Origin of the sequence: Kineosporia sp. R_H_3 (genome assembly GCF_002198675.1) — a bacterium.
GTDB lineage: Bacteria > Actinomycetota > Actinomycetes > Actinomycetales > Kineosporiaceae > R-H-3.
The window spans coordinates 1-13,200 of the sequence record NZ_MWLL01000251.1; the positions used below are offsets into that span (position 1 = coordinate 1).

Here is a 13,200-nt window from a genome sequence, read left to right on the forward strand (position 1 = left end):
GCGACGCCTCCCCGGGACCGTGCAGCCCTGCGCCGCGGGTGACGTGGCGGTCGTCCCGGGCACGGGCGGGGTCGTCGGCGGCGGGGCCGTCGTCGGCGCGGTCGTCGGGACCGTCGTCGACAGCGTCGGCGCCGCACCGGCCGGCCCGGCGACCGCGGCGAGGAGCGCGGCCGCGACCCCCAGCACCGCGACCGGTCCGACGAGGGCGGTGCGGCGGATGCTCGTGGTGCGTCCCTGCGGTTGCGCGCTCATCGCGGCGCCTCCTGACGACGTGTCGGCTCCCCCGGTCCGGAGCCGGCCGGACGAGGCGGGACGCCGTCGTCCGCCCGACCCAGGACCTGTCGGCCACCGCGGCGCAGGGCTGCACGGTCCCGGGGAGGCGTCGCCCGGAGGCACCAACGCCGCAGTGCCCGGGATGGCCGACGGTCACGGGGAACCACCCGCTCGGCGCCTGGACGGCACCGGCCGGGCACCCACGGTGCCCGGCCGCCCGAGGCCGAACGGGTTGCGGCCGAACGGGTCACGGCCGGACGGGTCGCGGCTCCGCGGCCCTTTCAGGAGCCGTCAGGCGCTGGTGGCGCCCTCGAGCCGCTCGAGCCGGCGACGGGCGGCACCGGCCGCGGGCGGTCCGTCGGACAGGAGCGTGCGCAGCGTCGTGAGGAGCGCGCCGGTCGCGGCCCGCGGCACCCGGACCCCGCCGTCTGGCAGCCCGAGCAGCTCGCGGTGCTCCGGGCGCAGGGTGGAGACCGCCCCCGCGAGGAGGACGGCGTACCCGGCCCGGGCGGCGACGGGCAGCGGCGGCCGGCGGAGGAACTCGAGCGTGCGCCGGGTCACCTCGGTCGCCGCGAGGTTGCCCGCCACGTCGGCCATGTACGCGTCGAGGTCGGCCCGGCTGCGCGGCGGCGCGGTCGCGCCGACGAGCTCGGCGGCGGTCGCCCACTCCCCGACGTAGGCGTCGGCCCCACCGGGGATGCCACCGGCGAAGGCCTCGTGGGTGGCGAGGAAGGAGTCGGTGAAGGCCGCGTGCACCCAGAGCAGGAGGCGCTCCTCGTCGGCGCGGTACGGCCGCTGCTCGCCGTCGCCCGCGTCGTACGTGCCGCGGACCTTGCGGTGCATCCCGCGGACCCGGGCCGCCTCCCGGTCCGCCGCGGCGCGGGAGCCGAACGTCGTCACCGTGAGCCAGCGGGTCGTCCCGGCGAGCCGGGCCAAGGGGTCCGCGCGGTAGGTCGAGTGCTGGTCCACCCCGGCGATAGCCGCCGGGTGCAGCGCCTGCACGAGGAGCGCCCGGATCCCGCCGACGAGGGTCGCGAGGTCGCCGTGGACCGCCCAGACCGCCGAGCCCGGACCGAAGTAGCCCGCGTCGTCGCCGTCCTTCATGTCGAGGACCCACTGCGGCGTCCCGGTGGAGTCACCGCTGACGATGCCGCGCAGCCCGGCACCGACCCAGGCCGAGAGGGCGCGACGGGGCGCGGAGACGAGGGAGCGCAGGTCCGGCATGCCTCCACGGTGCCGGGCCGCGGGCCGGTCCGCCACACGGGGCCGGGCGGACCGCCCGGTCGGACGCCCGGCCGGTCAGGCCGTGCCGCCGACGGACAGGTCCGTCGCGGCGAGGACCCGCATCCCGGGCCCGGCGCCCGGGTCGCCGTCCGGGGCCGGCGTGGTGCCCTCGACGACGAGGCTCGCCCGGCGGCCGGCGAGGACGAGCGTGGCGAGCGCGTTGCCGAAGTGCGGCCCGGCGACGAGGTCCCAGCCGAGCGAGGGCCGCGGCGCGCCGCCGACGGCGCCGAGCAGCGCGCGGGCCGTGCGCCGCGCGGCGCCGCTCCAGGCGAGCCGGAACGCCAGCCGCATCGGGGTCGGCACCCGGTTGTGCAGCGGCGAGCACGTCACCTGGTGGACGGCGGACAGCGCCGGCCCGGTCCCCTGCGGCCAGCGCGCCCGGCAGACGTAGGAGTGGTGCACGTCCCCGGAGAGCACGCTGACCGTCGCCGGGGCCGGGCCGCGCGCACCGCGGGCCAGCCCGTGGAGCAGGTCCGCGAGACGCTCGAACGACTCCCCGAAGGCGGCCCAGTGCTCGAGGTCCGCGCCGCGGCGCAGCCGCTCGCCGAACGCCGCCCGGCGCGGCCGCCGGTCGGCCGCGAGCCGCTCGTCCCACGCCTCGACGTCGTGCAGCGCCGGTGCGAGCAGCCACGGCAGAGAGGTCCCGACGAGCACGTGCTCGACGCCGTCCCCGGGCCCGAGGGTGAGCTGGCGGCCGACCCACTCCCACTCCGGGTCGCTGAGCATCGAGCGCCGGTCGCCGTCGAGCATCCGGCCGCAGCGGGAGTCGAGGACGACGAGCCGGACCGGCCCGAGGTCGCGCCGGAACGACCACCGGTAGCCCTTGGCGCCGTCCGCCTCGGCGTCCGCGCGCAGGGCGAGCGCCCGCAGCAGCGGCCCGGCGTCCGTCCCGGGCGGCAGGTCGCGGACGGCGCACCAGGTCGCGTCCGCGTCGAGCTCGTCGGGCGAGAGGTTGCCCAGGTGCTGGTAGACCCAGTACGACGACAGCCCGGCGACGATCCGCTCGGCCCACCACGGCTCCTGCGCGGCGTCCCGGCGCCACGCGCCGGAGGTGTTCCAGTCGTCGTGGACGTCGTGGTCGTCGAAGATCATCGCCGTCGGGACGGTCGACAGCAGCCAGCGCACCTCCTCGTCGCACCAGGACTCCCGGTACAGCCAGGTGTACTCCTCGAAGTCGGCGACCTCGCCGCGCGGCTCGGTGTCGCCGCCCCGGCGCTCCCGGATCCGGCGCCGCACCTCGTCGGTCGTCTCGTCGGCGTAGACCTGGTCGCCGAGCAGGAGGAGCAGGTCCGGCCACACGTCGTCCGCCCCGGACCTGGCGGCGGCCGCGAGCCGGTGCGCCAGCGCGTCGAGCGAGTCCGGGCCGTAGGACGCCGCACCGGTGAGGGCCCGCGGGGTCGCGTACCGGCAGGAGCCGAAGCTGACCCGGACCGGGCCGCCGTGCCCGAGGGCGCGGATCCGGCTCGGCGGGAACGTCGGGCCGCCGCCGCGGGGGCGCGGCCAGACGGTCACGCCGTCGAGCCGGACGTCGTACTCGGTCACCGAGCCGGGCTGCAGGCCGCGGACGACGACGAGCGCGTAGTGGTGGCCCTCGACGGTGACCGTGCGCGCCTCGTGACCGGCGACGGCGACGGTGCAGGGTGCGTCCGTCTCGACCCACACCGTCGCGTGCGTCGGCCCGACGTGGCGCAGGACGGGTCCGACGGTCAGCTCGGGCACGAGGACCGTCCTACACGAACCGCGGGCCCGGCGCCCGTCCGGGCGACGAGGTCCTGCACCGCCGTCAGACCCCGATCGTCAGCGAGGCCGTGAACCCGCTCGCCGCGTCGCCGGCCATCGACGCGATCTGGTGGATGCCGCCGTCCTCGCCGAAGACGTTGTCCGCGGCCAGGCTGGTCCCCGCGAGGTTGGCCACGCTCGCCTCGTAGCCGGCCGTCGCGTAGGCCGCGCTGCAGGCCTCGGCGGGCAGGGCGATCTGCGAGGTCTTGACGATCGGGCCCGACGTCGTCGCGTCGTCCGCCGAGCCGTAGACCTCGAAGTGGATGTGCGGCCAGCGTCCGCTGTAGCAGCCCGGGAAGACCGTCGTGAACGTCGCCGTCCCGCTCGCGTCGACCTCCTGGACGCCGCGCAGGAAGTTCTCGTTCTCGAAGCCCTGCGAGTAGAGCGAGTAGTTGCCGTCGGCCGTGCAGTGCCACACGTAGACGGCCGCGCCGGTCAGCGCGTCGCCGGTGGCGGTGTCGCGCACCGTGAGCCGCACCGTGAGCGGGACGCCCTCGGCCTTCGTCGTAGAGGACCCGAAGCTCGAGGTGATGTCCTTGCGGACGATGCCGGAGTCGTCGAGGACGTTCACGCCGTTCGAGCCGTCACCCGGGTACGGGCCGGCGGTCTCGTCCGGCACCTCCGTGAGGTCGCCGGACGACGAGGACGACGACGAGGACGACGCCGACGACGTGGCGGCCGACGAGGACACGCCGCCCGTCGACCCGGACGACGCGGATCCGCAGGCGGCGAGCAGGGCGGCGGCGCTCACCCCGCCGAAGAGGCCGAGGAGGCGCCGCCGGTCGACGAGGGTCTGCACGTCGTAGACGAGGCCGCGGTCCTCCTCGTCGATCTCGCGGCCGTTCGCGTCCGTCCAGCGCGGGTCGGTCGTGGTCATCGGTGGGCCCTCGTTCCGTGTGCGTCGTGGTGGACGCCCGGCCGTCCTGCGGCCGGGCACGACGAACGTAGGCGAGCAGCCCTGGTGCTCCGCTGGGCACCACCTGGGTGCCCGCTGTGAGCCGCGGTCAGCGGGCCGCGGGCTCCGTGCGCGCGGCGAGGTCACGGCGCACCTGCGCCATGTCGACGTCGCGAGCGGCCTGGACCAGCTGCTCGAGCGCGGGCGCGGGGAGCGCGCCGGGCTCCATGTAGAGCACGACGCCGTCGCGCAGCACCATGAGCGTGGGGATCGAGCTGATCTGCAGGCTCCCCGCCAGGACGCGCTCGGCCTCGGTGTCGACCTTGGCGAAGGTGATGTCCGCGTGCTTCTCGCTCGCGGCCTCGAAGACGGGGGCGAACATCCGGCACGGGCCGCACCACGCGGCCCAGAAGTCGACGAGGACGATGCCCTCGCCGGTCACGGTCTCCTCGAAGGTGGCCTGGGTCAGGTCGACGGTCGCCATGCGCGTGCTCTCCTCACGGGTGCGGACCCGACGGGTCCGGGACGGGTGCTCCGTCCACCCGAACCCATACCCCCCTGGGTATATTCCCAGGGGGGTTCGGGCACATGGTTCAGGCCAGGGTCGCCACGTCGATGACGAACCGGTAGCGCACGTCGCTGGCGACGACCCGGTCCCACGCCTCGTTGACCCGGTCGGCGGCGATGACCTCGATGTCCGCACCGAGCCCGTGCTCGGCGCAGAAGTCGAGCATCGCCTGGGTCTCGGGGATGCCGCCGATCATCGAGCCCGCGAGGCTGCGCCGGGCGGGGATGAGGGCGAACGCGGAGACGGGCATCGGGTGCTCGGGTGCACCCACCTCGACGAGCGTCCCGTCGACGGCGAGCAGCCCGAGGTAGGCGTCCATCTGGAGGTTCGCGGACACCGTGTTGACGATGAGGTCGAACGTGCCGGCGAGGCTCTCGAACGTCGCGGGGTCGCTCGTCGCGTAGTAGTGGTCCGCCCCGAGGCGCAGACCGTCCTCGCGCTTCTTGAGCGACTGCGACAGCACGGTCACCTCGGCACCCATCGCGTGCGCGATCTTGACGCCCATGTGACCGAGGCCGCCGAGGCCGACGATCGCGACCTTCTTGCCGGGGCCGGCGCCCCAGTGGCTCAGCGGGGAGTACAGCGTCACGCCGGCGCACAGGAGCGGGGCGGCGACGTCGAGCGCGAGCCCCTCGGGGATCCGCAGCACGAAGTCCTCGGTGACGACGATGTGCGTCGAGTAGCCGCCGGCGGTGGGCCGACCGTCGCGGCCGACGCTGCCGTAGGTGCCGATGTTCCCCTGGGAGCAGTACTGCTCGAGGCCGCGCCGGCAGTTGTCGCACTCGCGGCACGAGTCGACCATGCAGCCGACGCCGACCCGGTCGCCCACGGCGTGCCGGGTCACCGCGGGGCCGACCTCGGCGACGACGCCGGCGATCTCGTGGCCGACGACGATCGGCCAGGTGACCGGGCCCCACTCCCCGCGCGCGGTGTGGATGTCGGAGTGGCAGATCCCGGCGTAGTGGATGGCGATGAGGACGTCGTGCGGGCCGAGGTCACGGCGCTCGACGGTCGTCGGGACGAGGGGTTCGGTGGCGCTGGGCGCGGCGATGGCCTTGACGGTCAGCACGGGGGCTCCTGGAACGGTGGCGGTCGGTGAGCGAGGACGCCGTCGGCCTCGGGCCCGTGCTCTCGCACGGTGGACTCCGGCGAGCGTAACCCGCTACCGCCCGGCGAGCAGCGCGCGAAGCCGCGCTTCGGCGTCCTCCCGGCGCACGACCCGGACCCGGTCCCAGCCGTCGAGGGCGGTGCCGCGCCGGTCGGCGGACACGTAGCGGTCGCGCTGCTCGGACCAGCGCTCCCAGTGCCCGTCGAACGATCCCGGGTCGAGCACCCGGCCCCGGGCGTGCTGGCCGGCGAGCGCCTGCGCCCGGCCGGCGTCCACGTAGACGAGGGCGGGGCGCCAGCCCCGGGCGCGCGCCAACCGGACGACGAGGGCGTTGCGGCGCGGCCGCGTCGCCGGCTCGTGGACGACGAGCGCCCGCGCCCGCAGCGCCCGCGGCCCGGCGGCGACCAGGCCCAGAACCGTCACGGCGTGCAGGGTGTGCACGAGCGGACGGTAGGCCCGGTAGGGCAGCAGGCGCCCGAGCGTCGCGGCGAACCGCGCCCGGTGCCCCTCCGGGTCGACGACGAGGACGCCGTCCCGACGGGCCGCGACGCGGGCGAGCACCGTCGTCTTCCCGGCGCCGGGGACCCCGCCGACGACGACGAGGTCCGGCGCCCCGGCGGGGCGCCGCGGCGCCGGCGGCGCAGGGCCGGACCGGTCGAGCAGCGCGGGCATCGCTCCCCCCTCGGCTGGAAGGCTCGGACACCCTGTCCAACGCCCCGCGGGCCGCGGGGTTCCGGCCGTTCCGTCCGTTCCGCCCCGACCGGGGCGCGGGCCGTCAGGAGCGGCGCCTCGCCTCGCCGTCGCCGGCACCGTCCCACGCGGTGACGTCGAGAACGACCGACTGCCCGTCGGACCGGGTGTCGGACCGGGTGCCGGACCGGGTGCCGGACCGGGTGTCGGACTGGGTGCCCGACTGCGCGTCGGACCGTCCGCCGCTGGTCCCGCCGGCCACGAGGCAGGCCTGCGGGACCAGGACCGAGGCCGTGATCCCGTGGCCGGCCGACGCCTCGAGGACGACCTCGACGTCGTGCCGCGCCGCGAGCCGGCCGACGACGTGCAGCCCGAGCAGCCGGGCGGCCCCGACCTGCCCGCCGACCCGGCGGATCCGGGAGTTCGCGAGGTCCAGCTCGTCGCGGGTCATCCCGATGCCCTGGTCCACGACGCGCAGCCGGTAGCCCTCGGGGACCCGGACGCCGCCGACGACGACCCGGCTCACGGGCGAGGAGAAGGTCGTCGCGTTCTCGAGGAGCTCGGCGAGCAGATGCGCGAGGTCGGGCGCGACGGCGCCGGGGACCGCGGCCTCCTCGAGGTGGTGCAGCTCGACGCGGACGCCCTCCTCGATCTCGGCGAGCGCGGCCCGGACGACCTCGGTCAGCGGCACCGGCTGCGCCCGGGACGGCGCCGGCGGAGCGCCGGCGAGGACGAGGATGCTCGCCGCGTTGCGACGCACCCGCGCCGTCGACCGGTCGATGCGGAAGGCCGCGGCCATGACGGCGGGGTCCTGGGTGACGCGCTCGAGATCGGTCACGTGGGCCTGCACGCGCGTGAGCAGCGCCTGGTTGCGGCGCCCGAGGTTGAGCAGCATGTCCGCGGACTCCCGCTCCCGGCGGTGCTGCTCGACGGCGAGCCCGACGGCGGCGTCCTGCAGCCCGGTGAGGGCGGCCGCGAGGTCCGCGAGCTCGTCGCCGGTCGCGACGGTGACGGGCTCGAGCACCGGCGGCGGGTCGCCGTCCTCGCTCGCGGCGATCCGCCGGACCGCCTCGGGCAGCCGTTCCCGGGCGATCTCGACCGCGGCGGCCGTGACGGTCCGGATCGGACGCACGACCCGGACGACGAAGACGACCAGGAGCAGCAGCAGCGCCACCACCCCGACGCCTCCGAGCAGGACGACGAGCTGGCGCTGCCGGGCCACGGCGGCGTCCCGGGCGGCGATCCGCTCGCCGACGACGGTCTCCAGCCGGGCGGTCCCGGCGGCCAGCCGCTCGGCGGCCCGGACGTCGGGGCCGCGGACGGCGGCATCGGCCTCGTCGGCCGCACGCACGTCGCGCGCCGCGGTCCGCACGAGCACCACGAGCTCGCGGTCGTAGGCCTGCACGAGCTCGGCGCGCGCGGCCCGGGCGGCCTCGAGGTCCGCCCGGGCGAGCGGGTCCTCGACCCGCCCGGCGAGGGACGCCGCGAGCGCGTCGGCGCGCGCCGCACGGGCCCGCAGGGTCGCCGTCCGGGCGGTGAGCGCCTGCGGGTCGGCGGCCAGGAGGAGGTCCTGCCAGGCCCGGCCCTGCTCCTCGTGGGCGAGCCGCACCTCCTGCGCCAGCCGCGCGTCCGCGACCTCGTCCGCGACGAGGCGCCCGTAGGCCGCCGAGGTCGCCGCGACCTGCTGGAGCAGGAGCAGGACCGCGACGACGAGCAGGACCAGCAGCCCCGCGACGACGACCGAGATCTTCGCCCCGATACCCGGCCCGGCCGACCTGACGGGTCCTGCGACGTCGTGGGACGCGGTGCGTGCTTCCACAGCTGCTAGCCCTCCCGGGGCCCGACGGTTTCAGCAGTCGATGTCACTCTGCAATATCAAACGACTACCATTGGTGATCGGATAACCGCCCATACATCACCAGTTGTGACAGGCGCTGTCAACCGAGTCACCATGATTCCCTGGTGTCATCGCTCAACCACCTGACGTCACCACTCGTCGTGACCCGGGACCTCCGCGGCGGGCATGCCGCTGCCCTCTGACAGGCTGGTGCGCCGTGAAGCCGATCCAGTTCCCGCGCGTCGGGGCCGAGCGCGAGGGCGCCTCGCCCGACCTGGCGCGCTACGCGTACCTGTCGATCGCCGTCGCGGTGACGACGATCGCCCTGAAGACCGGGGCCTACCTGCTCACCGGCTCCGTCGGACTCCTGTCGGACGCCGCCGAGTCGGGCGTCAACCTCGTCGCCGCCGTCATCGCCCTCGCCGCCCTGCGGGTCGCGGCCCGCCCCGCCGACGACAACCACCACTTCGGGCACGGGAAGGCGGAGTACTTCTCGGCCGGCGCCGAGGGCGTCATGATCTTCGTCGCCGCCGGGGTCATCCTCGTGACGGCGGTGCAGCGGTTCCTCGACCCGCAGCCGCTGGAGAGCGTCGGGCCGGGGCTCGCCATCTCGACGGTCGCCTCGGTGCTCAACGGCGTCGTCGGCGTGCTCCTGGTCCGGGCCGGCCGCCGGCACCGGTCGGTGACGCTCAGCGCGGACGGCAAGCACCTGCTCACCGACGTCTGGACGTCGGTCGGCGTCATCGCGGGCGTCCTGGTCGTCGCGCTCACGGGCTGGCAGCGGCTGGACCCGGTCATCGCGGCCCTCGTCGCGGTGAACATCCTGGTCACCGGCTACCGCCTCGTCTCCGAGTCCGTGGTGTCCCTGCTCGACGCCGCGCTGCCGCCCGAGGACCTCGCCCGGGTGACCGCCGCGCTCGACGGCCTGCGCTCCCCCGAGGTCGACTTCGCCGACGTCCGCAGCCGGGTCTCCGGTCGGCACCGGTTCGTCTCCCTGAAGATCCTCGTCCCCGGCGGCTGGACGGTCGCCCGGGCCCACGACCTCGCCGACGAGGTCGAGGCGACGCTGGGAGCGGCGCTGGAGGACCTCGACGTCACGACCCACCTCGAGCCCGCGGGCACGCCCGCCGTGCCGGGCCGGCGGTAGCGCCGACTCACCCGCACGACCCCTTCAGCCGCCCGCCGCCCGCACCGATCACCAGGACGGGAGCAGGCCGTGTCCTGCCTCCTGCCGACGGCCGGGACGCCCCACCGGTCGCGAGCACGCACCGGGAGGTCCGCCCGTGCCCGACGTCCGCGCCCTGCCGATCCGCTGGCGGCTCACCGTGCTCGGCGTGGTCGGGGTGTCCGTCGCCCTGACGATCGGCGTCGCCGCCTTCGTCGAGGCCGCCGCCGTGTCGGCGGCGGCCGCCACCGTCGAGCGGATGGACCACCTGCACGTCCTCGTCGTCGCGGCGGACGTCGAGCACGGCGCCTCGCAGACCGCGACCCGCTCGGCCCTGCTCGCGCAGACCCAGCAGGCGCAGGCCGAGGCGGTCGCCGGTCAGGAGGAGGCCCGCGGGACGGTCACGCGGATCGACGCGGAGATCGCGGCGATGGAGAAGGACCTGCCGGCCGACCTCGCGCGGTCGACGACCGCCTACCGCAACGCGATGGCGAGCTACCTCGACGCGGCGGCGACGGCGATGCCACGGCTCGCGGAGCTCGGCCCCGCCTCACCGGCGGCGCCGTCGGCCCTCGTCGACGACGACGCCCGGGTCGCCGCGGTGGACCGGGCCGCGAACGCGGTCCAGGAGCAGGTGTCCGCCGCCTCGGCGGCGGCGTCGGCCGACCTCGCCCACCGGCTGGCCCGGCTGCGCCAGGTCGTCGTCGTCGCTCTCGTCGTCGGGGTGCTCGCGATGGCCGCGGCGACGCTGTGGATCGCCCGGTCGATCACCGTGCCGGTGTCGAGGATGGTCTCGGCGCTGCGCGCCGTCGCGGGCCGCGACCTCACCGTCGTCGTGGACACCGCGCACCGGGACGAGATCGGCGCCATGGGCCGCGCCCTCGCCGAGGCTCTCGAGGGGGTCCGCGGCACGATGCGTGCCCTCGACGACGCCTCGACGACACTGGCGTCGGCCGCCCAGGAGCTGACCGGCGTGGCCGGCGAGCTCGAGGAGAACGCGAGCGTCGCCTTCGAACGCGCCGAGCAGGTCAGTGCATCGGCCGGGGAGGTCTCCGGCGGCGTCGGGGCGATGTCCGCCGCGACCGAGGAGATGAGCGCGTCGATCCGGGAGATCGCGCACAACGCCTCGCAGGCCGCGGACGTCGCGAGCGGGGCGGTGCGGACGGCGGGCGAGACGAGCGGGGCCGTCGAGCGGCTCGGCCAGGCGAGCACCGAGATCGGCGAGATCCTGCGGACCATCACGGCCATCGCCGAGCAGACCAACCTTCTCGCGCTCAACGCGACGATCGAGGCGGCCCGGGCGGGCGAGGCCGGCAAGGGCTTCGCGGTCGTCGCGAGCGAGGTCAAGGACCTCGCGCAGGCGACCGCCCGCGCCACCGAGGACATCGCCGGCAAGATCGAGGCGATCCAGGTCACGACGAGCACCGCGACCCGGTCGATCGCCGAGATCACCGACGTCGTCGGCGAGATCAGCGACATCCAGGCGACGATCGCCGCGGCCGTCGAGGAGCAGTCCGCGACGACCGCCGAGATCAGCCGCAGCGTCTCCGACGTCGCGGCGGGTTCCGGCACGATCGCCGAGACCATCGCCGGGGTCGCGGACGTCGCCGGGTCGACGTCCCGCGGTGCGGCGTCGACGCAGCGCTCCGCGGCCGACCTCGCCCAGCTCGCCGGGGACGTCCGCGACCTGGTGTCGGCGTTCCGGTTCGACGGCGCCGCCCCGTGAACGGGTGCACCCGTAAACCCGTGCGGCAGAACCGCTACGGTCCTGACAGAGTGGGCGCGTGACCGACCGCAGCGAGTCCTTCGACCTCAACCGTGCGAGCTGGGACGAGCGGGTGCCCGCCCACGCCGAGTCGCCCGACTACGCCCTCGACCGGTTCGCCGGCGACCCGGCCTTCCTCAGCGGCGTCGTCCGGTTCGACCTGCCCCGGCTCGGCGACGTCGCCGGTCTCGACGTCGTGCACCTGCAGTGCCACATCGGCACCGACACCGTCTCGCTGGCCCGGCTCGGCGCCCGCGTCACCGGCCTCGACTTCAGCGCGGCCGCGGTCGAGCAGGCCCGCGGCTTCGCCGCCGGTCTCGGGCTCGACGTCCCGTTCGTCCAGGCCGACGTGTACGACGCAGTGGATGCGCTGGGCGGCAACAGGTTTGACCTGGTGTTCACCGGCATCGGCGCGCTGTGCTGGCTGCCGGACATCGACCGCTGGGCGGGTGTGGTCGCCGGCCTGCTGCGCCCCGGCGGGCGGCTCTTCCTTCGCGAGGGCCACCCGATGCTCTGGAGCATCGACGAGACCCGCCCGGACGGGCTGCTCGTCGTCGAGCACCCGTACTTCGAGCGCGACGAGCCGGTCGTCTGGGACGAGGGCGGCACGTACGTGCAGACCGACCGCACATTCACCCGGAACGTCACCCACGAGTGGAACCACGGGCTCGGGGAGATCGTCACGGCGCTGCATCGGCACGGCCTCGCGCTGACGATGCTCGTCGAGCACTACAGCGCCCCCTGGGACACCGTCCCCGGCCGGACCACCGTCGACGACCTGGGCGAGTTCCGGCTCACGGACCGGCGCTGGCGGCTCCCGATGACCTACACGCTGCAGGCCACGAAAGCCTGAAACGAGAAACCTGAAACGTCTCGCCGCACATCGTCCGGGACGACGACCGCGACCCCCTCAAACAGGGGGGTCGGGGTCAACCGAACGGTCTAGCGGTTGCATCCTCCATGCGGTGCGACCTGCGGTTTGTCGCTCTCCGTAACGGATCGACTCCCCTTCAACTCGGCGTACCCGTCTCCCCCGATCGGGGCTGCCCAGGCACCCCTCGCCCCAAGGATCTTAGAGACCAATGGGCGACGCGTGGCCGGCCGGCCGCGCGGGAGTACGTCGGTGCGGGCGCGCCGGCGGTTTCAGAGGGGCGAACGTCATGACGGACGTGTCGACGAACCACGGCCGGGTCTCCCGGCGCACGATGCTCAGACTCGGCGCGGCGGGGACGGCCGCGACCGGGATGGCTGCGGCGAAGATCATCGCCACCCCCGACCTCGCGGACAAGGGCTGGCTCAACCGGAACGGTCTCTTCGAGGCGGCCGCGGTCGCATGGTCGGACTCGGTCTACATCGAGAACTTCCCGACGAGCCCGCTGATCCTCGAGCCGTTCAAGGACGCGCTGGCGATCCCGAAGGCGGCCAAGCCGACGCCGGCCTCCACGTGGAAGTCGTGGGCCGAGTCCCCGCGCAAGGACAAGCAGTCCTCGTCGCCGGACACCACGCACCAGATCTGGTGCGACGAGACCCCCGGCGCGACGCCCGGCACCGAGCCGATCGTCTACGAGTTCGACCTGCTCGTGCGCGGCCACTCGTTCACCTCCTCGAAGGTGCTGCCGATCGACTCGGGCGGCAAGCCCACGGTCTCGTTCGACTCCAACGGCACCTCCTACCCCGCGGGCACCGTCCGCACCCTGCCGCAGAGCACGATCTACGGCTTCAACGGCACGTTCCCCGGGCCGATGGTCAACGCCGAGTACGGCAAGCCGGTCGTCATCCGCTTCCGCAACCGGCTCGACGAGAACCCGTGGGGGTTGGACCGGCAGGACTTCGGGG

12 protein-coding genes are annotated in these 13,200 nt (G+C 75.2%); 4 read left to right on the forward strand and 8 right to left on the reverse strand.

Annotation, left to right across the window (positions count from 1 at the left end; genetic code table 11):
- The 8 genes from ECOMGDLI_RS35090 to ECOMGDLI_RS32055 all read right to left on the reverse strand — a co-directional run.
- Nucleotides 1-252: hypothetical protein (locus ECOMGDLI_RS35090; protein WP_198955372.1), on the reverse strand; the 252-nt coding region annotated here is incomplete at its 3' end.
- Between the two features lie 312 nt (nt 253-564).
- The gene (locus tag ECOMGDLI_RS32025) at nt 565-1,497 is read right to left on the reverse strand and encodes an oxygenase MpaB family protein (protein WP_088320872.1); all 933 of its coding nucleotides are present in this window, start codon (nt 1,495-1,497) and stop codon (nt 565-567) included.
- A 75-nt stretch (nt 1,498-1,572) separates the two neighbouring features.
- A complete protein-coding gene (locus ECOMGDLI_RS32030; protein WP_088320873.1) occupies nt 1,573-3,276 on the reverse strand; it encodes an alkaline phosphatase D family protein in 1,704 nt (567 codons plus the stop codon).
- Nucleotides 3,277-3,340: 64 nt separating this feature from the next.
- Nucleotides 3,341-4,213, reverse strand: a complete 873-nt coding sequence (locus ECOMGDLI_RS32035) for an intradiol ring-cleavage dioxygenase (RefSeq protein WP_088320874.1) — start codon at nt 4,211-4,213, stop codon at nt 3,341-3,343.
- Between the two features lie 127 nt (nt 4,214-4,340).
- Nucleotides 4,341-4,715: a thioredoxin gene (gene trxA, locus ECOMGDLI_RS32040; protein WP_088320875.1), complete on the reverse strand. Its 375-nt coding sequence runs from the start codon at nt 4,713-4,715 to the stop codon at nt 4,341-4,343.
- A gap of 109 nt (nt 4,716-4,824) precedes the next feature.
- Nucleotides 4,825-5,868, reverse strand: a complete 1,044-nt coding sequence (locus tag ECOMGDLI_RS32045) for an NAD(P)-dependent alcohol dehydrogenase (protein ID WP_088320876.1) — start codon at nt 5,866-5,868, stop codon at nt 4,825-4,827.
- Between the two features lie 93 nt (nt 5,869-5,961).
- Nucleotides 5,962-6,579: an AAA family ATPase gene (locus tag ECOMGDLI_RS32050; protein WP_088320877.1), complete on the reverse strand. Its 618-nt coding sequence runs from the start codon at nt 6,577-6,579 to the stop codon at nt 5,962-5,964.
- Nucleotides 6,580-6,682: 103 nt separating this feature from the next.
- Nucleotides 6,683-8,416 (reverse strand): ATP-binding protein, encoded by a 1,734-nt coding sequence (locus ECOMGDLI_RS32055; protein WP_088320878.1) that lies wholly within the window; start codon nt 8,414-8,416, stop codon nt 6,683-6,685.
- A gap of 235 nt (nt 8,417-8,651) precedes the next feature.
- On the opposite strand from ECOMGDLI_RS32055, the gene ECOMGDLI_RS32060 reads away from it, so the two are divergent.
- The 4 genes from ECOMGDLI_RS32060 to ECOMGDLI_RS35670 form a co-directional block, all read left to right on the forward strand.
- On the forward strand, nt 8,652-9,581 hold the full coding sequence (locus ECOMGDLI_RS32060; protein WP_198955373.1) for a cation diffusion facilitator family transporter: 930 nt from the start codon (nt 8,652-8,654) through the stop codon (nt 9,579-9,581).
- A gap of 136 nt (nt 9,582-9,717) precedes the next feature.
- Nucleotides 9,718-11,325, forward strand: a complete 1,608-nt coding sequence (locus ECOMGDLI_RS32065; protein ID WP_088320879.1) for a methyl-accepting chemotaxis protein — start codon at nt 9,718-9,720, stop codon at nt 11,323-11,325.
- Nucleotides 11,326-11,383: 58 nt separating this feature from the next.
- Nucleotides 11,384-12,217: a bifunctional 2-polyprenyl-6-hydroxyphenol methylase/3-demethylubiquinol 3-O-methyltransferase UbiG gene (locus ECOMGDLI_RS32070; protein WP_088320880.1), complete on the forward strand. Its 834-nt coding sequence runs from the start codon at nt 11,384-11,386 to the stop codon at nt 12,215-12,217.
- A 307-nt stretch (nt 12,218-12,524) separates the two neighbouring features.
- Nucleotides 12,525-13,200, forward strand: a 676-nt coding sequence (locus ECOMGDLI_RS35670) for a multicopper oxidase domain-containing protein (protein WP_198955374.1), incomplete at its 3' end; no start/stop codon positions are given.